Origin of the sequence: Sphingomonas sp. BE123 (genome assembly GCF_031456015.1) — a bacterium.
Taxonomy (GTDB): domain Bacteria; phylum Pseudomonadota; class Alphaproteobacteria; order Sphingomonadales; family Sphingomonadaceae; genus Sphingomonas.
In genome coordinates this window covers 797,121-819,837 of the sequence record NZ_JAVDTW010000002.1, presented here as the reverse complement: position 1 = coordinate 819,837, position 22,717 = coordinate 797,121, and the positions used below count along the sequence as shown (strand labels likewise).

The window sequence follows — 22,717 nt, the reverse complement described above, 5'->3', positions numbered from 1 at the left end:
GCCCACGTTAGCGCGTCGACACGCGCGCCTCGCCGAACAGCCGTGCAGCACTGTCCAGCAGCGTTGCCGGCGAGAATGGCTTGGTCACCGCGACCACCCGGTCGAACTCGACCGGCAGATGCTCGCGCCCATAGCCGCTGACGAACAGGAACGGGATGCCGCGCGCGGCCAGCGCGGCGGCGATGTCATCGACCATCTCGCCCTGCAAGTTGCCGTCGAGCAGCGCGCCATCCACCTGCCGCGTCCGCGCCAGCTCCAGCGCGTCCGAACGCGACGATGCCTGCCCCGCCACTACCGCACCCGCTCCGGTCAGCAGGTCCACCAGCTCGAGCATGACCAGCGGCTCGTCCTCGATGATCAGGAACCGCCGTCCTTCGAGCGAGACCGGCCCGTCCGTCCCGCGCGGTGGCGGCGATGGCGCCGGACGCGGGACCTGTGCCATGCGCGGCCGCCCGGCATAGGGAAGGTCGAGCGTCCAGCGCAGCCCGTCCGGGGCATAGTCGGAAACCGCAACGCCGCCTTCCGCCTTGAGGCTGCGTTCGATCAGCGCGGTCCCGAATCCGCGCCGCGTCGGCGGCACCACCGGTGGCCCGCCGCGCTCGCGCCACTCCAGCCGCAGGCGGTCGCCGGTCAACGACCAGTGCAGGTCGGCCCGCCCCTCCGGCACCGACAAGGCGCCATATTTATGCGCGTTGGTGACCAGTTCGTGCAGGACCAGCGCAAGGTGCAGCGCCGGCTCCGGCGCAAGTTCCAGCTCCGGCCCGTGAATGCCCAGCCGCGCTTCGGAAATGGCCCCGATTCGCAACTGCCCCTCGACCAGCTCGCGCAGCCGTGCACCTTCCCATGTCGTGCTGCTCAGCAATGAGTGCGCCTTGGCCAGCGCGTGGATCCGCCCGATGAAGGTCGGCGCGAAGTCCGACGGCCCGGTCGAATGGCGCAGCGTCTGGGTCGCAATCGCCTGAACCGATGCAAGCGTATTCTTCACGCGATGGTTGAGCTCGCCGATCAGCAGGCGCTGCGTATCCTCGGCCCGCTTGCGCGCGCTCACGTCGAGGATCTGGACGTTGACCGACGTCAGCATGCCCGCCGCGTCGTGCAAGGCCGAGCAATAGCATTCGCAATCGAGGATCACGCCCTCGGTCGTCCGCATCCGCAGCGGCTGCATCTCGCGCACCCGCCGCCCCGCAATCATGTCGCCGATCAGCGTGGCAAAGGCGACGCCATGTTCGGGGGCGATCCAGCCCATCTCGCACGGGCGATACCCGGTGACATCGCTCGCGCGCCATCCGAACAGCCGCTCCGCTCCTGCCGACCAGTGCAGGATCCGCTGTTCGCCATTCAGTTCGACGATCGCCAGCGGCGAATTGTCGCCATGCGCCTTGATCCGGTTGAGCGCCTCGGCGAGCGCGTCGCGCTGCTGTGCAATCTCCCGCCGCTGGCGATAGAGTTCGACGAACACGCCGACCTTGTTGCGCACGATCTGCGGATCGACGGGCTTGAGCAGATAGTCGACCGCGCCGGTTTCATAGCCGCGGAACCGGCGCCGCTCGTCGGTCGCGACCGCGGTCAGGAACATGATCGGAATGCGGCGCGTGCGCTCGGTGCCGCGCATCAGTTCGGCCAGCTCGAACCCGTCCATGCCCGGCATCTGCACGTCGAGCAGCGCCAGCGCGAAATCGCGCTGCAACAGCAGCTCAAGCGCCTCGGCGCCCGAGCGGGCACAGACCAGCTCGACGCCCTCGCCACCCAGCAGCGCATCGAGCGCGACCAGGTTTTCGGGCACGTCATCCACTGCCAGAACCGGGACCGCTTCAGGCCGCATCGCGTGTCTCCTCCAGCGCGGCGCCGTTGCGGCGGAAAATCTTCTCGGCCGGATCGAAATCGTCGAATGCCGCGCTGTGGCGCGAGAAGCGCAGCGTTTCGCGTGACCCCAGCCCCAGGAAACCGCCGCGGACCAGCGAATCGCCAAACAGGCCCAGCGCACGGTCCTGCAGCACCCGGTCGAAATAGATCAGCACGTTGCGGCTCGACACCAGCTGCGCCTCGGTGAACACCGAATCGCTGGCCAGATTATGTGCGGCGAATACCGCGCGGCGGCGCAGGCTCTTGTCGAACACCGCGGCGCCATAGGCGGCCGTGTAATAATCCGACAGCGACGACTTGCCGTCCGCCTGCCGGTGATTCTCCGTAAACTGCTGGATCCGGTCGAGCGTGAAAATGCCGGCCTCCGCCTTCTGCAGCGCCGCCGGGCTGATATCGGTGCAGTAAAAGATCGTGCGATCCTCCAGCCCCTCCTCGCGGAACAGGATGGCGAGCGAATAGAATTCCTCGCCATTGGCGCATCCCGCGATCCACACCTTGAGCGAGGGATAGGTGCGCAGATGCGGGATCACCCGCTCGCGCAACGCGCGAAAATAGGCAGGATCGCGGAACATCTCGCTGACCTGGATGGTCAGGAATGCCATCAGCTCCTCGAACACCCCCGGCTCGCGCAGCAAACGGTGCTGCAGCTGCGACAGGCTGTCGCAGCCGAACCGCTGCTGCGCGCGCTCCATCCGACGGTGCAGCGAGGCGCGGGAGTAACCGCGAAAGTCGTAATGATGGTGCCGGTTGATCGCCTCGAGCAACAGGTCGAGCTCGATCTCCTCGTGCGGCGCGAAAGCCTCGGTCATCGCGGCATCCACACCCGCACCAGGCTGAGCAGCTTGTCGACATCGATCGGCTTGGCCAGATAGTCGTTGGCACCCGCTTCCAGGCATTCCTGCTGATCGCGCGCCATCGCCTTGGCGGTGAGCATGATCACCGGCAGGTCGCGGCCCCAGCTTGCCTTGCGCAACTCGCGCGTCGCGGTCAGGCCGTCCATCTCGGGCATCATCACGTCCATCAGCACCAGGTCGACCGGATGCTCGCCACCGGCTGCCGCCTCCAGCGCGGTCAGCGCTTCGCGCCCGTTGCGCGCAATCCGCACGTCAACGCCATGCGGCTCGAAGATGCTGGTGACGGCATAGACGTTGCGGATATCGTCCTCGACCAGCAGCACCCGCCGTCCTTCGAGCGCCGAATCGCGCGTCAGCGACTTGGCGATCAGCGCCTGTTGCGGTTCGGGCAGGTCGGACACGACTTGGTGCAGGAACAGCGTCACCTCGTCGAGCAGCCGTTCGGGCGACTTGGCGCCCTTGACGATGATCGACTTGGAATATTTGCGCAGCCGCAATTCCTCGTCCGCGCTCAGATCGCGGCCGGTATAGACGATCACCGGCGGGAAGCCGAGGCGCTCGTCCCCGCTCAACCGTTCGAGCAAGTCGAAGCCCGATGCGTCGGGCAGGTTGAGGTCGAGCACCATGCAATCGAATGTCTGGCTGCCGAGCAGGTCGACGCATTGCGCGGCACTATGCGCCTCGACCGTTTCGACCTCGCGGCTGGCCAGCAGCAGCTTGACGCTTTCGGCCTGCTGGGCATCGTCCTCGACCACCAGCACGCGGCGCATCCGCTGCGCCATGCGCGCTTCCAGCCCTTCGAGCATGTCGACCAGCTGCTCGCGCCGGACCGGCTTGAACAGATACCCCACCGCACCACTCGACAGCGCCGCCTGGCTGTCGTCATCGACCGACACGACGTGGACCGGGATGTGACGCGTCCGCACGTCGCGCTTGATCCGGTCGAGCACCGACAGGCCGGTATGATCGGGCAGGTTCATGTCCAGGATCACGGCGTGCGGGACATATTGCCGCGCCATCAACGCGCCCTCGTCGGCGGTGCCGGCGATCAGGCACTGGAACCCCTGCTCATGCGCGATGTCGCACAGGATGCGGGCGAATACCGGGTCATCCTCAACGATCAGGATCACGCGCGAATCGCCCGACAGCCGTTCGCGATCGTCCTCCGCCGCGATCACGCCGCGCTTCTTGCCCGGCTTGGGATTGGACGGACGCGCGCGCGCCGGGGCGGGCGCCGGTGCCGGGCCGACCGCGACCGGTTCGTAGCTTTCGGGCAGGATCAGGGTGAAGGCGCTCCCCTGGCCCGGCGCACTCGCCACGCTGACCTCGCCGCCCAGCAGATGCGCCAGCTCGCGCGAGATCGACAGGCCAAGGCCGGTGCCGCCATATTTCCGGCTGATCGTCCCGTCCGCCTGGCGGAATGCCTCGAAAATCACCTGCTGCTGTTCCGCCGGGATGCCGGGCCCGGTATCGCGCACCGTGAACGCGATCCGGCCATCCGCGCGCGCCGCGGTTTCCAGCGTGATCGCACCGCGCTCGGTGAACTTGATCGCGTTCGACACGAAATTCTTCAGCACCTGCTCCAGCCGCTGGGGATCGGTCTCGATCTCGACCGGAGCGCCCGGCGTCACCGCAATGTCGAGCGCCAGCCCCTTGGCCGCAGCGGCGGGCTGGAACAGCGTGCGCAGCTTGTCGAGTGTCGGGGCGATGCGGAAGCGGCGCGGCTGCAACTCCAGCTTGCCCGCCTCGATCTTCGAAATGTCGAGAATGTCGTTGATCAGCGTCAGCAGATCATTGCCGGAGGTTTCGATCGTCTCGGCATGGCGCACCTGCGCGGCGGTCAGGTTGCCGTCGCGATTCTCCGCAAGCAGCCGCGCCATGATCAGCAGCGAGTTGAGCGGGGTGCGCAGCTCATGGCTCATATTGGCCAGGAATTCGGACTTGTAGCGGCTCGCCTGCTCCAGTTCGCTTGCCTGATCCTGCAGCTCTGCCTTGGCCCGGGTCAGGTCGTCGCGCTGCAGCTCCAGCTGGCGTGCCTGTTCCTCCAGCTGGGCATTGGTCTGCTCCAGCTCGCTTTGCTGCATTTCCAGCCGCTCGGCCGATTCCTGCAGCTGGCGGCTCTGCTGCTCCAGCTCGTCATTGTTCGCGCGCAGCTCCTCGCTCTGAACCTGCAGTTCTTCGGCCTGCTGCTGGGTTTCCTCGAGCAGCTCGCGCAGACGGGTGCGATATTTGCCCGACCGGAACGCGATGCCCAGCTGTTCCGAAACGCGTTCGAACAACAGCAGAGCGTCGGGCGGCACGTCGCGAAAGCCCAGTTCGATGACGGCATTCGCCTCGTCATCAACGCTGGTCGTTGCAATCAGCAATTGTGCCGGCTTGGCCCGCCCCAGCCCCGACCCGAAATACAGGTAGTTGTCGGGGACATCGGCGAGGATGCGATTGCGGCGCTGCGCGGCGGCTTCCGCCAGCAGCCCGTCGCCCGGCGCGATCCGCTCCGGAACCGGCGCATCCGCCGGAACGCCGTGCGTCGCATAGCGCTTGAACCCATCGCCATTGCGGATGAACAGCGCGCCGGCCCGCGCGCCAAGATAGTCGACCAGAAAGTTGAGCGCGCTCGCGCCCAGTTGCTCGAGCGGCTGCTCACCGCCGACGGCGCGCGCCAGGCCGACCTGTCCGGCCTGCACCCATTCCTCGCGCTGGATCGCGATGCGGTTGCGCACGAAAAGAAAGCCCATGATCGCCAGCAGCCAGGTGACGGTCATGCCGATCGATCGATTGAACAGCGCGACCGACGGGTCGACCCCGCTCGGCGCCAGGGTGAAGCCAAGGATCGTCAGCAACGTGCTGACCGCCGCGACGACCGGCGGAACCTGCGGTCGCGGCGCGAGGAATGCGAGTACGGTGGGGAGCAGATAGGCAACCCACACTGCGGTCCCGAGCGGGAACATCAGGTCGGCGACGAACGGCAGCAGCGTGAGGACGCCCAGCGCCGCGTAGAGCCAAGCCCCGGAAACGGGCTCGCGCCCCGACACATTGAACTTCAAAATCGTTACCCACCCTCGTCGCGTACGCGACTGCGTCAAACGCCCCGGGCCGCACCCGGTTCCCGACCGGCGCAGAATTTTTCGCTGCGGTGCGTCAGGGGACGGTGACGGTCATCTGGGCCGGTTGGGTGACGCTGATCTGCCCGGCCCAGGCACAGGTCAGGCGGCAACTGGTGTCGAGTGCGGGAAGGTTGGCGATGGTGACGGTCGGCGTGCCCGGCTCCCATGGCGCGACGATGACCGGCACGCAGGGCGCAGGCGTCGGGGTACCCAGCGCGGCTGCGGTCGCGGCGATCACCGCCGGATTGGCCTCGCTGCTGCACAGGCCGAACGGCGGGATGTTGAGGATCAGCTTGTTGTCCATGATCGTGCCCGCCGGCAGCGCGCCGGCGCTGACGCGGTTGATCGGCAGGATCACCAGACTGGACGGTGCCACCCCGAAATTACACTGCAACTTCGCGCCGGATGTGACCATCGCGCTCGACATGTTCAATTTCCTCCAACACCGCCCGCGCGGCTCACATATTGCCCATCCTTCTGTTTTTCCGCCCGAATCCCCTCGATCAGGTCATGCAATTCGATCCGCCCCTCGCCCCGCCGCGACGCCACCAGACACGCATGCCGCAACACATTGATAATCCCGCCCCCCGCCAGTTCATGGCGCTGGCCCAGATCTTCGAAATCGACTTCGTCGGACAACGTAAAGGGCTGGCCGGAAAAACAGTCCTGCCACAGGCGGGTTCGCGCAGCGGCGTCGGGCATCGGGAAGCGCACCGCGATCTGAAAGCGCCGGGCAAATGCCTCGTCCAGATAGTCATGCTGGTTGGTGGCGAGGATCGCCATGCCCGGATGTCCCTCCAGGCGCTGCAGCAGATACGCGATCTGCTGGTTTGCGGCGCGGTCATTGGCCGAACCGGCATCGGTGCGCTTGCCGAACAGCGCATCGGCCTCGTCAAAGAACAGGATCCAGTTGCGATGCTCGGCCTGGTCGAACAGGCTGGCAAGGTTCTTCTCCGTCTCACCGATCCATTTCGACACCACGCGCGAGAGATCAACGCGATAGACGGGCAGCCCATGGCGTTTGCCGAGCAGGGCAGCCGTCAACGTCTTGCCGGTCCCCGGTCCGCCGTGAAACAAACAGCGATAACCAGGCTTCAACCGCTGGGCGAGGTGGGGGTTTTGCATCAGCGCGGGCCCTTGCGCGATCCACGCGCTGATCAGGTCGACCTGCTGCATCGTACCTGCGTTGAGGACGAGATCGTCCCAGTCCAGCGCCGTTGTCAGGCGGCTGGCCGGGAACGCGGGACCCGGCACGGGGCTGTAATCTTCCCCCCGCAGCAGGTGATGCAAGGCCAGTTCCGACGGCCGGAGCAACGCCGACAGCGGCGGCTCGTCGGTGTGGCGATGATCGATCCGCAGCATCCCGCTGCGCACCAGCGTCGCCGCAGGTCCGAAGATCGGCTCCATCAGAATGCGCAGGTACCGGTCGTCGCCGGAAATCAGGAACATTGCCGTCTCGACCGTCGGCAGGAACCCGCCATGGCTCTGGCCGATGATGCCGCCAAATTCGGTGAACCGCCGTCCGGTCGCCTGATTTTCAAGCAGGAATGAATCGAGTGCCGCCGGGGCAATATAGGGTGCCAGTGCCAGGATCAGGGCAAGCCGCTCTTCGGCACCAAGATCGAGGGTGCGGACCCGCCCGGCATAGGGACCCTCTATCCCTGTGAGGGACGGCGGCTCGGGTATCGCGACCGCCGCCCCTGCCGCACCATCGCCATAAGCGGCGAAACGCGCCGCCATCACCGCCTCCAGCCAGGCAAGTTCGCCATCAATCACCGCGGCGTTGGCCGCTGCCTGCTCCGGATCGGGAGCAGTCCCGCCCCCGTTCACCACGCCACCTGCACCGGCGCGGGCATCCAGCGGTGGAACACCGTCGCGATGCTCCACGGAATGCGATCCACCAGCACATCCACCGCGCGTCGCTGAACCGTTAGCGTCCAACCCGGACCGGCATGGACGAGCCGCCCCTCACGCTGGAGAAAGGTTTCGCGCAGCGCGGGTCGGGAGCAATTGCCCAGAATCGTCCAATTCGCGATGATGGCGTCGACCAGGCTGTCGCACATTTGGCGGTCTGCATCTGCAAGCGCGACTGACGCCGCAACCGGCTGCGCGGTTGGAAGCCCGCACAACAGCTTGTTGAGCACCAGCTCCGGCTCTGGCCGGTCACAGCGTTCATCGACCAGATATTGCAATAGATGGACGCCCCGCGCCATTGCCTCAGCATCAACCATCCGGGGTCCGTCGGCGGTGTCGGTGAGCAACCCCAACCGGTCGAACAGGGACGGAAGATAGGGCGCGAACAGGATCAGGCCGGCATTGCCGATGAACAGTGCTTCGCCCGGCTCATCAATCGGCATCGTTGCGTCCTTCTGCGCGGGCGGCGAGGCGGCAGGCAATGCCAGAGTGGTCGCCGCTTCGGAACGCGGCCGGCCGGGCGGCAGCGTCACCCGTCGCAGCACGGCTGCGACCGCACAATATCCACCATCCTGCGCGAGCCGCAAGGCATCCTTGCGCAATCGATCGGCGCGATCCGCGTCGCCCCCGACAATGCGGTCGATGAACAGGCCCAGATCGGGTGTGGTCGCCGAAGCCGCATTCGGCGTGACCATCCGCAGCAGGCTGGTCCAAATGTGAAGCCGGTCCGGCGCAGGGGTGCCAAAGCGCGCCGTGCGCCGCGCTGCGGCTGTCACCATGGCAGCAGCATCCAGCCATAGCTGTGCCTGGCCCGGGACCAGCAACCGGACAAGCCGCGCAAGCGCCTCAGGCGGAAGCAGCGCGGCCCAGCGTGCCGGCGCGCGCGCGTCGCGGCGGCGGTTGGTCAGCCATGCACGCAACGCGCGGTCATCGCTGTCTGCCAACAGCGCAAAGTGGCGAACCAGTGCGACCTGCTCCGCCGCAGTGGCAACGGCGCCGTCCAGCCAGGCGAGCAATCGTGCGCTATCCACAGGCACCGCCGCTATAGCAGCGCCAATCCCGGTCGGATCCGGAGCAGGCGACGAACTCCCGGCCGCTGGATCGCTCAGCCCGGCCAAATCGGGTTCGCGGCCGGCCAGCGCGTCCGCGGCGGCCCGCGCCAACGCCCTTCGTCGATCGTCCGGCGACAGATGCGCGAGCCGTTCCGACACCGCTCCGCCGGCGCGGACCGCCCAGGGGACCAGCCGGTCGAACAGCCGCTCGCGCACCGGATCATCGACGGCATCGATCACGCGCTGCAAGCGCCCGAATCCATCCACGTCAGGGCCGAACAACGTATCCAGCTCGCCAAATGCAGCTTCAGGCAATGCCGCAAGCGCATCGCGCAGGTCTTGCGGATGGGAAGCCCACCACGGCGCCGCACCATGCGCGAGCCATGTTTCGAGCAGTGCGATCCGGTCCAGCCGCTGTGCAGCCCGCCCGGGCTGTGCCACGAAGGCGGGAGCGCTGCCGCTCAGTATGCTGGCGATCGCGGTCCGCCACTGGGCGACTCCGATCCCCCCCATGGTCTCCCCCCAATGGCGGGCTTTGTCGCCCATGCCGGGGACAAGACAATCGATCAGTTCGTCGGGCGTCAGCCAGCGCAGCAATCGTTCGGTCATTGCAGGAATATGCGCCGGGGCAATGCGCGCCTGCCGCCGGATCGCGTCGGCGAGTGCCACCGGATCGCGCGCGCACAAAGCGACAAGGCTGTGCCCGACCTCGACCGGCGATGCGCCCCTTAGAAACGCATCGACCGCGACGCCTGCCGGATCGGCGATCGGGGAAGGTGCGCGCGCCACTGCGGCGGCGAGTTCGCCGGCGGGCGCGCCGGCATAGTAGGCGACCCCGGCGACGATCGCGGCAGTGAAGCGATCCGCGTCGAACGCGCCCCGGCCCGCGCCGGCGCGCCAGCGTATTGCCAGCGCCCATAACAGCCGCTCGAAGCTCGCAGCATCGACCCCGATCCGCGCGATGACGCCGCGCTGTCGCGCGACCTGGTTGAGGATCGCCCGCATCCTTCCGCCATCGCGCGGGTCGATCCGGTCGAGCAGCCGCGCGCGGGCGGCAGGATCGCTCGCATCGGCGAGGCGGACAAGAGCTGCCGGATCCTCCGCCACGTCGCGCAGCGCTGCCGCGGCAATTGGCACGCTGGCGGCGTCATGCGAAAGCGCGATGATCGCCGCGACCCGGTCCGCGCCCGGATCTGCCCCAGCCCAACGACGATGCAGCGCCTCGGGCCGAACCGCTCCGCGTCGCGCGACCTCGGCAAGGATATGGTCGAGCCAGCGCTGCTGGTTGAACCGGCGCTGCGGCATGGCGACCAGCCATCCCAACCCTGCGGCGCGCACCCAGGCAGTGAACTCCCCGGCTGATGCGAGCACCAGCGGAGCCGAGCGGTGGAGAGCGTCCAGCCGCGCAATCAACGCGAGCATCGTCGCCGCGCTTGCCGGTCGCAGTCGGCGCAAGAGCGCGGCGACGCGCCCTGACGGCAGACGCCGCACCAGTGCCAGCAACGCATCGGGATCCGACAGCTGCGCCTCGAGCGCGCCGATCAGCGCTGCGCTGTCGCCTGCGCGCTCCATTGGCTGCAGCGGGCCATTGCCCGGATCGTGGCCGGCATCGGCGTCGAGTTCGCCAAGCAAATCGCCCAGCACGCCCGGCAATGACGCCCGCGGATCCTGTCGGGCGCGCAGACGCGCCAACGCATCGGCAAACAGGCGGACCAGCGCGCCATAGCCGATCCGCATCCGCTTCGCTTGACGGGCAATCAGGAAGGCGAGGAAGCGGCGGCGGTTGAACTGCGTTCCGGGATCGCGCGCGAGATAGGCGAGGGTCAGCTCCCACAGCGCGCTATCGACGCGATCGATCGCCAGCACCGGGTCGGCGCGATGGACGAGGATCAGGTCGTCGACAAGCGCAAGGATCAGCGCCGCATGGACGGGATCAAGTTGCCCGACCAGCCCGGCAAACAATGCTGTCGAGAGCCGATCGACCAGCGCGCGCAAGGCAACTGGATCACTGCCCTGGCGACGCACCCATTCAGCCAGCGCAGCGAAACGCCCAGCCCGCGCCGCTTCAAGCGCGGCATCGAGGTCGAGGGGCGCGACCGCTGCCGGTGGCGATGTCCCGCGGGGCTCGGCGAGCAACGCGTCCAGGATTCGCGGCAACGATGCGCCGAGGCCGAGATGCGTGCGCAATGCCGCAACCGCTTCGCTCAGCAGGCGCAGCAGCACGGCATAGTCCACCCCGATCGCCCGCGCCTCACGCTGAAGCAGATGCGCCAGGAAACGCCGGCGGTTGAATTGGGACCCGGGGTCGCGCAGCAGGAATTCGAGCGTCGCCACCCGCAATACCCGCTCGAGCGCGGGGCCGCGCAGGACGGCAGGCCCCGGTGTCACCGGATCGTGCTGGACCAGGATGACGTCGGCCAGCAGCGCGCGGATGACTGCGGCGTCGCGCGGCGCCAGCAGCGCCAGCAACGCGTCAAAGCCGCTATCCCCGGTCTGCAGGACCAGCCGCTCCAATACATGGCGGTCGCGCGCGCGGCGAGCGAGCAGAGCGGTAAGTTCCGCCGGCACCGCTGCGACCAGCCAGAGGAGGCGCGCGGTCGCGTCAAAAGCGCGATCCTGCCGCGCGGCTGGCAGACGTCCCGACCCGAGATAGGTGTCGAAATCCCGGAGCAGCGCAGCGTTGGAGTCGATCAAGCGACAGTCAGCGGATGGCGCCGTCCGCGCATCACGCAGCGCGTCCTGCAACGCTTCGGTCAGGACCCGCTGCAGCGCGTCAAGCGCCTCCTCTTCGAGATTGGCCGGATCGACGGTGCCGAGTTCGAGTTCAAGGCGCGCGAGTTGAAGATGCGCGTCGTGCGGGACCAGTGCATCGCACAACCGTTCGATGATCCGGGGCATCGCCTGCTGCGCCAGACGTTCGATCCGCGGGCGCAGGGCGAGCGCCACGTCCAGATCTGCGACGGATGCGCTGACCCGGAACCGGGCGATGCGATGCACTACCCCCGCCATCCTTGAGCCCTTCCCCCTTCCACGCATGCCGGACCGGTGACCGGACCGATCAGGCGATCGTCTGAATTTCCTCGCTGAGCGTGTTGGCGCGGGTGGCGATGTCGACCAGCTTGTTCACCGCGTAGTTGAGATGGTCTTCCTGGAAGGATTCATGGAAGGCGCCGAGCACGTGCTGCAGGTTGGTCATGGCGTGCACCGTATGCCCCAGCGTCGCCTGCAGCTGTTCGTGCATCGGCGCGGCGACATTGACCCCTTCGGCACCGCCGGAGGCATTGTCCGATCCCATTGCCGGCCGAAGGTTGGTGATGTCGTTATAGTACATCCGCGCGTCCCAGAGCGTGTAATAGGCGGCCGGGCTGAACGGGACGCCATGCTGTTCCTGAGCGGTGTTATGGGCCTCCATCACATTGGCGATATTGGCCCAGCTTTGCGGTTGGTGATCGAGTTGGACCGCCTGGGTGTTCACCTGATGTCCGGTCGATGTCATCACCGTGCTGGGATTGTGACCGATGCCGGTCGCATTGAACCGGGACAGTACCGCGCCACGCGTGTAGACCCCGAACGAAAAGCTGTGGCGCGGATACGCTGCCTTGGTGAATTTCGCCTGCTGCGCCTTGGCCTGCGCCATGTAATGGCTGGTCTGGGGGACCGGTTTTGGCAATCCCACCGCACTCGGCACGACGCGTTGCACCACCGCACCCGCTGGCGGCGCGATCGCCGTCAGTTGCGCCGGGACCGCGCAGGTGCCGATCTGGAGCGCCCGCGCGCCCATCACATCCGCCTCCCGCTCGAGCTGTCGGTCGTCATTGATCGGCACGCCCTGGGCCAGCTGCACGGTGGGACGGACCCGGCCCTTGGCCTGCTGAACGACGTGCCATGCCTCATGCGGAAGATGATGCGCCTGGCCCGGAGCGACATGAATGTCGCTTCCCTGAGCATAGGCATGGGCGTTGAGCTGCGCCGGCTTGGCCGAATTGTAATGGACGCGGACATGGCCCATCGACATGCCGGACAATGCTTCGACGCCGTTTCTGATCGCCGCGGGCAACCCATTGGGACGCGCGGCACGCTGGACCGGTTGCTGCGACTGCGCCATCTGCAGCGGCTTCTTGCGCGGGGCGAGTTGCGCAAGCTTCTTCTTGGGCGCAAGCTGAGCCGCCTGCTTCTTCACGGCGCGCTGCGCGGGGGGCTGGGTATCGGTACGCTTTGGCAGCATCTGATGGGTCATCGCATCCTCCGATCGTGACATTCAGGTTCCACAGTCATTCGCTCACGCCACGCATCGGGCGTCTGCACGGCCTGACAGCTTGGCCAGCCACCGGCCTTGGCGGTCGGTCGGCCACACGGTCCAGCTCTGCGGCGGACGCGGCGCTTGGACGCGCCGCTCGAGCACGATCTCCCCGCCACCACGGGCGAGCGCCGCGCTGATTTCCGCCGGCCGCGCATCGGCCCGGGCAAGTTCGACATTCTCCGCGTCGTGCAACCCGACATACCAGAAGCTGGGCCGATCCAGCGCCGGATCATCGAGCGCCGCGCGATTTAGCCGGATCTGCACCGCCCAGGTGCGCACCTCACCCGACACTGGCGCCGGTGGTGCGGCCGGCGGATCGCCCCGGCGCGCGCCGGGACTGGCATAACGCTGACGAAACCGGATACCGGCATAGGCCTCATAGTCGATGAAGCGGCGCGCCGTGCCGCAGCCAAACGGGCCGGTCTCGGGATCCAGCAGAAAACGCCGGACCTTGCCAATGCTCGCCGCATCGCGCGCCTGCGCCGTCACCGCGACATATTGCGCCGCCACATGATCGTCCCAATGCAACGGTGTCTTTCGGCGTGGCTCCTGATGCCACAGCACATGGGCACCGGGATGGAACAGGTCATAACCATGGGTGAACGCGCGAATGGCCAGCGTGATCTCCTCCCCCTGGAAATAGAGTTCGGGATCATAGGGCACATCCGCGACAAACCGCCCCGGGGCGAACAGCAGATGCGCCGACAATAACCGCGCGCGAACGGGGGCGCCGCTGACCGCCCAGTCGGGCTGCTCCACACATTGCGCGACCGGCAACCCGTCACGCCGAAAACTGTGCAGCGCGATGCCCGTCGCCATCGGGCCCGGCAACGGTGCTGCCGGATCGAACGGGCGGCCATAGGTGGTCAACACGGGCCGCGCCGCGCCGCTGCGCTCGGCCTGCGCGATCAGCGTCGCGTCCCAGTCCTGCGCAAAGCGATGATGCGAATCGAGCTGGAGAAACCAGTCCTCGCCATCGTACAGCGTCATGCACCGCGCACGCGCCCAGCATGCGCCGCCGCTCTCCTGCCAAGGCATGTCGATCAGGCGCAGCCGGCCGTGGAGGCCGGACGGATTCGCTTCCCCCGGGCCATGCTGCCAGCATAGTCCGAAACGGAGCGCGTCCGGCCAGCGCGCCTTGGCAACACAGTCCCGGATCGTCGGAATCAGGTCGGGGTCGCGATAGGCGGCAATCGAGACAAAGATCGTCATCGGGTCACCTCGATCAGCTGCTGCGTTCCGGACAGGTCGATCGGCCCGTCGATCCGATCGAGCCAGCGGCCACGACGGTCGACCGGCCAGATCGTCCAGCGTGCCGGCGGCCGCGTGGAAGCAAAGCGCCGTTCGATCCGGATCCGATCGTGCGGAGCGGCCAACAGCGCCTGCATTTCGGCGCGTCCGGCGTCATCGCGCGCAATCTCGTTTCCCTGCGCGTCGTGAAACCCGACATACCAGAATAGCGGATGTTTGAGGGCCGCATCCGGCAGCTCCGCGCGGCCGAGCGACAGGCGCACGGTCCATTCGCGCGCCGCAGCTGCAGACACGGGCGCAGCCGGCTCGTCCCCGCGCCGCGCCGCGCGGCTGGCATGGCGGCGGCGAAAGCTCAGCCCGGCATAGGCTTCATAGTCCGCAAAACTGCGCGCGACGCCGCACCCGAACCGACCAGTTTCCGGTGCGACCAGGAAACGGCGGACTTTCTCGAGACTTGCCGCGTCGCGTTCATGCCACGGTGTGGGGACACCGCGTTCGGCGCGATGATCGTCCCAGTGCTTGGTGCGGTGCCGGCGCGTATATTCGTGCCACGCCACGTGCCGCCCCGGATGAAACAGGTCATAGCCATGGGTAAAGGCGCGGATCGCCAGCGTGATTTCCTCACCGATGAAATACAGGTCGGGGTCATAGGGGACGTCGGCGACAAAGCGTCCCGGTGCGAACAGCAGATGCGCGGAGAGGAAGCGCGCCCGGATCGGCGCGCCATCGGGCCGCTCGGCAACCGGGCCGAACTGACACAGTGCAATGCCCTCCGGAGTGAAGCGGTCAAAGCGCATCACCGTCGGCAACGCGTGACCGGGCAGTGGCTGCAACGGATCATAGGCCGGGGCATAGGCAGTGAGCAGCGGACGGGCCGCGCCGCTGCGCTCTGCCTGATCGATCAGGATCGCGTCCCAGTCCTGCGCAAAGCGGTGATGCGAGTCGAGCTGCAGAAACCAGTCTTCGCCCGCGTAGAGCGACATGCACTGCGCGCGCGCCCAGCATGCCCCCTGGCTCTGCGCCCATGGCACCGCCATCACCCGCATCCGGCGGCTGGCAAGCGCGGGCGGGGGCGTATCCTCGGGACCGTGCTGCCAGCAGATTCCAAACCGAAGCTGCTCGGGCCAGCGCGCGCGCGCGATACAGTCGGCGATGGTCGGCAACAGTTCCGGGTCGCGATATGCGGCGATCGAAATGAAGATTGTCATTGTGGCGCCAGCCAGACCGGCGTCTTGCCGTCCAGATCGGCCTGAACCACATCCAGGTCATAGGCGATGCCCGCAACGACATAGCTGCTGCTGATCGACTGGACCATGCAATAGCCCGTCTGACCAAGCGCCGGGACGCTGCTTCCCGATTGCCAGTAATAGTCGAACGGCAGCGCTTCGATCGCATTCGCGTCGAGCCCGCAATTCGCACCGATGTAAATACCCGGCACATAGCCGGCGGCGCTCACCTGATCGGCCCATGCTTCGCAATAGGCGGTGGTCGTGGTGGCGCTTGTGCCCGACGCGACCCCCTCCAGATCCAGCCACAGGATCATGCCGCGCGGCAGGCCGATCGCCTGCGCATTCGCGGCGGCGTAATAGCCATAGCTGTCGCCCAGCGACGCGCTGGGCGTCCAGGGCGGGGCAGCGACGTGCTGGACCACCATCAATGCCAGGCCCGCCGACAGGATCGCCTGCGCCTCGGCGGTCGTCAGATTGCCCTGAGAGTCGGTGGCCGTCGCGACGAACGTCCGCGGGATGTAGCGGATCGCGAAGCCAAAGCCGGCATCGCGAAAGGCCCCCGCGCTGCTCGCGGTCAGCACCGTGTTGCAGTCGAACCCGCTGGTACCGGCAGTGGCCGGGGCAAGCGATGCCGCCAGCGGCGACGGCTCCGGACTCGGCTGTGGCGTCGGTGCGGGCGGCGCGGGTGGCGGGGGCGCCGTGGGCGGGGGTGGCGGAACCGACGCGGGCGGCGGCGGTACGGCGGTAGATGGCGGCACGTCGCTGGGGGCGGGCAGCGGCATGGCTGTCGGTGCCGGGCCGCGCCGGCGGAACCAGCGCCAGATCAGCAGCGCCGACAGGATCGGCCAGACCCAGCTTTGCCAGAACCAGACCAGCCAGCTCCAGATCGGATGCGGGTCGGGCGCAGGCGTGGGCTCCGGCGGCGGCGGCGGCGGCGGTGGTACGGGGGTTGGCGGCGCTGGCGTGGGGACCGGGGTGGGGGGTGGCGGGGTCGGGGCAGGCGTCGGGGCCGGGGTCGGGGTCGGCGCGGCGGTCGGCGATGGCGGGCTGGGTACAGGCGTGGGATCGGGGACTGACGTCGGGTCGGGACCGTCGATCGCATGGGTCAGAAAGTCGGCAAGCGCGCGACTGGTCTGCACCAGCCGCGACTGGTGACAGGTCCGCATCGCCTCACGCCAGGCATCGTGCAGCCGCTCGAACCGCGCGAGCGCGGCAGGATCGAGGAACAGGCAGTCCAGCACGACATGCGCCGGCGTGTTCTGCCGCAGCACCGCTTCCGCCTCGCGCCGCCAACTCAGGTCGTCGCGCTCGGCGCGGCTGACAGACAGGACTGCGGTGACGCGAAAGTTGAAGCGCGCGCCGTCGCGCGAACCGCCCAGCATCGCCGGGCGCAGCAATATCCAGTCGACGACATGCAGCTGCGCCATCTGCGCCGTGCCGTGATGCGCAGGTCCGGGACGGCGCGCATCCTCCAGCAGCCGACGGATCATGCGCAGCGCGCGTGCCTCGTCGTCATGCTCGCCGAGCCACCACCAGCTGCCGCTGCGGTCCACCACCACGATGACGATCGTCGCATCGCCGTCGGCCTGGCCAATGCGATAGCGCGCGGGATCGGTCAGCGCCTCGGCGAGCGGCGGCGCCACGCGCCGACCGGCAAGCGGGGAGGCGTCGAGAAACACGTCCGCCGCGTCGAGGACGGCGTCAGGCAGCGTGACCGGTCGGAACAAGCGCTCGAGCGACGGCCAGGTTTCGGCTGGCAGCCGCACCCCGAAATCGGCGACCGCCTCCGAATCAGCCAAGGACCATCGCGCCCCGTCCGTCGCCGCGCCGTCGGGTGGGTCGATCAGCCCGAGCTGCAGCCGACTGAGCCGCTCCATGCCAGAGCGGCCATGGCGTGAATGGGGCCGCCGGTAATCGGCGCCGCGTCCGCGATCGGCGCTGAGCGAGGCGACTTGGCGCACCATTGTGCGTTTGGCGGCAAGCAGCGCCTGCTGCGCGGCGGCGTCCATCTGGGCCAGACTGCCGCCATCGCCACTTTCCACCTGCTGCGCATAGAGCGACAAGAGCAGGTCGAGGATCGCCCCCTGGCGGACCGCAACAGGATCATTGGCCGCGACCAGCGCGTTCATCCCGGCCTCATAGCCCGGCATCAGTAGCGGGTCCGCATCCGGCACGATCCCGCGCAACGACTGCCAGCCATAGGTCGCCTCGCCACCCGCCTCGATCGAGAACAGCCGCCGCAACAACGCGATCTGGCTGAAACCGTCGGCCAGCATCTGGTCAAAGGGCATCAGATAGCCTTTGAGCTGCCGCGCCTGCGCGGTGCGCATGGGCCCAGCGTCGAGTCCCAGCCCGGCATTATTGATGCCGTACACATTGGGAAACTGGGTCTGGACCGACTCATAGTCAGCGAGATCGCGATAGACCGCGGCGGGCGGCGCAAAGCGTTCGGCATAATCGCGACGCAGCGGGTAGATGCGGCGCTGCGCGCTCCAGAGCTGGTCAAGCCGCCGCCGGACCCGCGCCGGGTCCGGGTCGCATCGGGCATAATCGCGATAGAGATGGATCGTATAGTCGTCGTCCCGGCCAGTCGGTTGCAGCGTGAAGATGCTGTCCGGCGGCGCCCGCATGACCGCATCGCGCTCAATCCGGTGGTGTCCCGCGCCGATATCGACCGACAGGGTATCGACCGACACGATCCCCGGAGTCTCGGCGAGAAGCTGGACCAATTGTTCGACGGGCACGCTACGCGGGAGCGGCTTCAGCCAGGCGTCGGGGATGAACCCGCGGAGCATTGCCGGCCCGGCAAAGGCCTGTGCGGTACTGCCGGCAGCGGCGAGCTGATCGGCAAGCGACCGACGCCGGGGCTCGGGCGCAAGGTGGAGACCCAGCGTAAACAGCGCCGCTGCCAGCGTATCGGACGGGTCGGCGCCATCGGCCAGCTGGACGCGCGCATGCACGATCGTGTCGACCGGACGCAGGATCACCGTCTTGCGGACATCCTCGCACAGCGCGCGATGGCGGCGATAGGTGCGCAGCACCTGCTGGATCAGTTGTTCATCGGCGGCACAGGGGTCGGTCCGGCGGTCGTCGCCCTCCGGGTGCGCCAGGATCGCGATGTCGTATAGGCCGGACAGACCGTTGAGGCTCCCCCCGCGCGCCGGCGTGAACCAGGCATTGGCAACCCCGGGCACCCGGTCGATCACCACCCGCCTTAGATCCGCAGCCGTTACCGGGTTGCACGGCAGGATCGCAGCCGGCGGCATCAATCCGTGCCGCCGTAACGGGACGCGCTGCTCGCCCGGAGCGCTCAGCAGCTCAGCAACCGGGAACGCCGCGCGATAGGGCAGCTCGGTCAAGGCATAGCAAAGCTGTTCGAGGATCGTGATGCCGGGGTCGGAATAGTTATAGTCGGTCCAAACGCTGCCCGACATGGCGTGGGTCAACCGCACGGCTTCGGCGCGCAGCTGCTCGTAGCTGGCCCCCGCCCCCGTCAGCGGGTGATCGCGCGGGATGCTGAGTTGGGGGCCGGTCATGTGGCTGCCCGCGCGGGGACCAGCGTCCGCGATGCACCGGGCAAGGCCGACGCTGCCGTCAGATCATGCTGCAGCGCAGAGGTGAGATAGGCCCATCCACCGCGCGGCGGCGACGTTTCGGGCGCGATGTCCAGCCGGTCGATGCCGCGCACATAGGGGCGGCCGCGGATGAACTCCGAAACGGCCCGGCGCGTATAGTAGCGCGCCGGCCGCGGTCCGATTGCGGGATCGGGCCAGGGCGACAACCATTTGACCAGCTCGGCCTGCAAGCGTTCAATCCAATAGGCCCCGGTATTGCCATCGCTGAAGCTCAACTGCGCGCTTACCTTCAGGCGCAGATACGGGGGGTTGGTCACGGTCAGCCGGACAAAGGGGCTGATCACCGCCTCAATCGTCTCGCCGATCTCGGCCAGCGTCGCGAGGTCGATCGACGGGATCGTGGGATCGGTGATGTTGGGTGTTTCGGGACCCGCCACGGCGACCAGCCACACCGCCCCGGGGTCGCGCGCGCCGCTGTTCGCGTCGATCGCCGGAACGACCGCGATCTGCCACAGCGAGGGCACAGCGGCGAGCGCCAGCCGCGCATAGTCCCACGCGTCGATGCCATAGCCCTTATGGCGCAGCCGCTCCGCCATCCACGTCTGAAAGGCCCGCCCGGTTGCCGGAGGGCGCCCGCCAAACGACTCCATCGGCTGATCGATCGACGCGATCCCGGGTAGCGGCGCGACCGCCTTCGCTATGCTGCCGATCGGCAACGGACGGCCCAGTCCGGCGGCTCCCCCCGGCCCGACCCACGATGCCGATACGGCATTGGCGATCACCGCCTGGACGATCGGCGCCTTGTCGGCGACACCCCGTGCACGCACGCGCAGTCGAGGGTGTCCGCTCTGCGGGTCGGTGCGCAGTTGCAATCGCACAATCCCGCTATTGCGCAGCCCCTCGGTTCCGTCTCCGAGCAGGGTGGCGGGCACCCAATCGTCCGCGATCCGCTGTTCCCAGACCATCGCTGGCGGGTCGTCCCACCATCCGTCAGGCCCCGCCTGCAGGATGAACAGCAGCGCCACCTGATCCACCGGAACGGACAGGTCGATGTAGAGGGCGGCATGGGCATCGAGACGCGGCAACAGGCCCGCCGTCCCGCTGTCTGGCCCAACCGGCGGGGTCAGCGCGGCGAAGGGGTCGACATGCCAGAATTCGATCTCGATTGGCGCGGTTGCGCCGGTTGCGGCGGGGGTCGCGCGGGCCATGCCGCTGCGCAGGTCCAGCTGGGCCGAAGCAGAATAATCCACGGTGATCCCGCTCGCCATCGGCAACCAGGGCGGATTGGGTAATGGCGGCGGCGGCGGGGGTGGCGGACCGTGCGGTCCGCGCCGCGCCGCCGCGCGCGCTGCGCTGCTCTGCGCCGCCGAGGCCGCCATCAGGTTGCTGGAATAGAGGACGTTGCCGAATGCATAGTCGGGCGCCACCAGCGTCAGCCGCAAATGCGTCGTCGCGGCGCTGTAATAAGCGGGTGGCGTGGCCGGCACGACACCGGGAAGCTCGAGCCGCGACCCGCGCGCAAGCGGGGCATCGGCCACCGCAGCTGGCGGCTGCGCCGGGCCCGTCCCCCCGCCCCCCGTCGCCGCCACCGTGCGGAACAGCGGCTGGGCGGTTCCGGCGACGGTCCACCGCCCGGGATTGGCGAGCGCAAAGGCGACCTGAAAGCACCCATTGTCGAACAATGGATCGCTCGCCACGGCGCCGTCGGCGTCGAGGACATAGCCCTGATAATAGCCTTTGAACCCGGTGCTGGTGACCGGCAGGCCGGCCCATGCAATGTTCACCGCGACCCGGTCCATCGCCTTGGCAAACAGTTCCGGGGCGGCGATCTCGAGCGCCGCATATTGCACCGGTGGCAGGCCCAGGATCGCGAAATTCTGCTGCGGATCGACCGGGCCGTTCGGAGTCGCGAGGCTCAGCCGGTCGAAACCGGCGACCGACACATCGAGGGACACCGCATCGATCTCGATCGTCGACAGGATCGCAAAGGCCGCGGATTCGGCCGCACCCGACAGGTTCAGCCCGCCCAGCACCGCGGGCTGATCGGGCACCTTGGGAAAGGCGCTGGCGGGATGGGTCGGCGGCGGGGCGCCCTTTGTCGGCGGGGTCGACACCGCTACAAGGGGGGGCGCATCGGGCGGCAGTTCGAACCGGATCGAAAACAGAAATGCAGAATCGCTGCCCGGCAACGCACTCGGGGTCACGGTGAAGCCGTCGACCGCCATCCAACCGCCCGCTGTGGAATAATGAAGGTGAAAGCTCTCCTCGATCGCGCTGGCCAGTCTTTGCGCCGCCATCATGCCATCGGAGGGGGCCTCTCGGTCGCCATCCGCGGCCCGCGACAGGGCGGCCAGCGGGCCGCTGCGCCGCGATACCGCAAGTGCGATCGTGATTGTCCGCGCACCGCCGCCCAGCATCAGCGTGGCACTCGCGAGGCAGAAGCCGAGGGTCGCTCGGGTCAGGGTAAGCGCGCCATAGGTGCCTGCCTGGTTGGCGCCGAACAGCGGAAAGGGCGCCCGCGGCGCCGTCCCCCCGGGCAACGCGACATCGCCGCTGAGCACCCCGGTCGGCACCAGCGGATCGCTGCTATGCGCCTGATGCAGATGGGTCACGCGATGCACGCTGAGCCGCGTGACGCGGGCGGCGGTCACCTCGAGCGCCGATTGCGCCGCATAGTTGATCGCCGCACCCTCGGCATCCGTACCCGCCGAAAACAGCGCGCCATGCGGCACCGACGCCTGCTCCGCATCCTTTGCGCGGGTGAAGGTTAGGAACAGCGTGTCCGGATGCGCCGCCAGACCATGCTGGTCGATGATGTCGCCATAATAGAATTCGACAAAGCGCCGCGGAAAGCGGTTAAGCGTTGCGCGCTGTTCAGCGAACAGGATGGCAAAGGCATTGTACAGCGCAGCCTGGGGCGCGTGATCGCCTGACTGCAGCGACAGAATCAGCTTCTCGCTCGCCGCATCGCGCTCGCGTTCGATCGCGGCAAGCACGGCGTCAACCACCGTCTCGATCAGGTCAAGCAGGCGGCGCCCCCAGGCGTCCGGGCCCGGACCGATCCCCGCCTCGACCGAGTTGAGCGCCAGATGCCGCTGGACCGCACTCAGGCAGCGATCGAGTTCCGGCCGGTTATGCTGGCGCCGGTGGCTGCGCAGGCGCGCCTCCGCATCGCCTCCGCCCGGCCATTCGCCTTCCAGGATCGCGAGCAAGCGCACCAGCGCGGCGAGGATCCGGCGGATCAGCCGCAGCCGCGCGGCTGGCTCGCGCGCCGCATGGGCCGAACGGATCAGGTCGCGCAACGCCAGCTCGACCGCGCCCGGATCAATCGCAAGCTGCATCGCATATCCGATCACCGGATCGGCCGCGAAGAAGGACGACCAGTCGCCCACCGGCTGGTCGTTCAGGTCGTAGAAGCGGATCAGCTCGCCATAATCGGCAGCAAAGGCGAGCAGCTGCGCCAGGCTCCGTCCATCGACGTCGACGCGTTCCGGGGCAGGCGCACCGCGATCGCGGTCGAGCTGGCTTGTCGCATCGTTGAGGATACGCGCGCCGCGCGCCGCCACCACCCCTTA

Annotated in this window: 11 protein-coding genes; all 11 read right to left on the bottom strand. The window is 67.9% G+C overall.

What is annotated here, in order from left to right; all coding sequences use genetic code 11:
* Positions 1–7: 7 nt before the first annotated feature.
* Positions 8–1,822 carry a response regulator gene (locus J2Y54_RS12080; RefSeq protein WP_310039967.1) on the bottom strand — a complete coding sequence of 605 codons (1,815 nt, stop codon included), beginning with the start codon at positions 1,820–1,822 and terminating at the stop codon, positions 8–10.
* Positions 1,812–2,672: a CheR family methyltransferase gene (locus J2Y54_RS12075; protein ID WP_310039966.1), complete on the bottom strand. Its 861-nt coding sequence runs from the start codon at positions 2,670–2,672 to the stop codon at positions 1,812–1,814. Before J2Y54_RS12075 ends, J2Y54_RS12080 begins: the two co-directional genes overlap by 11 nt.
* A complete protein-coding gene (locus J2Y54_RS12070) occupies positions 2,669–5,665 on the bottom strand; it encodes a response regulator (protein WP_310041296.1) in 2,997 nt (998 codons plus the stop codon). The genes J2Y54_RS12075 and J2Y54_RS12070 overlap by 4 nt, the downstream gene beginning before the upstream one ends.
* A gap of 190 nt (positions 5,666–5,855) precedes the next feature.
* Positions 5,856–6,248, bottom strand: a complete 393-nt coding sequence (locus J2Y54_RS12065; RefSeq protein WP_310039963.1) for a DUF4280 domain-containing protein — start codon at positions 6,246–6,248, stop codon at positions 5,856–5,858.
* 2 nt (positions 6,249–6,250) lie between these two features.
* A complete protein-coding gene (locus J2Y54_RS12060) occupies positions 6,251–7,708 on the bottom strand; it encodes an ATP-binding protein (protein WP_310039961.1) in 1,458 nt (485 codons plus the stop codon).
* Positions 7,648–11,796, bottom strand: coding sequence for a contractile injection system tape measure protein (locus J2Y54_RS12055; protein ID WP_310039959.1), 4,149 nt, complete (start codon positions 11,794–11,796; stop codon positions 7,648–7,650). The genes J2Y54_RS12060 and J2Y54_RS12055 overlap by 61 nt, the downstream gene beginning before the upstream one ends.
* A gap of 49 nt (positions 11,797–11,845) precedes the next feature.
* Positions 11,846–13,024: a DUF4157 domain-containing protein gene (locus J2Y54_RS12050; protein WP_310039958.1), complete on the bottom strand. Its 1,179-nt coding sequence runs from the start codon at positions 13,022–13,024 to the stop codon at positions 11,846–11,848.
* A gap of 42 nt (positions 13,025–13,066) precedes the next feature.
* Positions 13,067–14,299: a GlcNAc-transferase family protein gene (locus tag J2Y54_RS12045; protein ID WP_310039956.1), complete on the bottom strand. Its 1,233-nt coding sequence runs from the start codon at positions 14,297–14,299 to the stop codon at positions 13,067–13,069.
* Entirely contained in the window at positions 14,296–15,546 is a 1,251-nt protein-coding gene (locus J2Y54_RS12040; protein WP_310039954.1) for a GlcNAc-transferase family protein, read from the bottom strand. Before J2Y54_RS12040 ends, J2Y54_RS12045 begins: the two co-directional genes overlap by 4 nt.
* Complete coding sequence (locus tag J2Y54_RS12035; RefSeq protein ID WP_310039952.1) at positions 15,543–19,103, bottom strand: DUF1906 domain-containing protein; 3,561 nt, start codon at positions 19,101–19,103, stop codon at positions 15,543–15,545. Before J2Y54_RS12035 ends, J2Y54_RS12040 begins: the two co-directional genes overlap by 4 nt.
* Positions 19,100–22,708: a hypothetical protein gene (locus tag J2Y54_RS12030; protein WP_310039949.1), complete on the bottom strand. Its 3,609-nt coding sequence runs from the start codon at positions 22,706–22,708 to the stop codon at positions 19,100–19,102. The genes J2Y54_RS12035 and J2Y54_RS12030 overlap by 4 nt, the downstream gene beginning before the upstream one ends.
* Between the last annotated feature and the right edge of the window lie 9 nt (positions 22,709–22,717).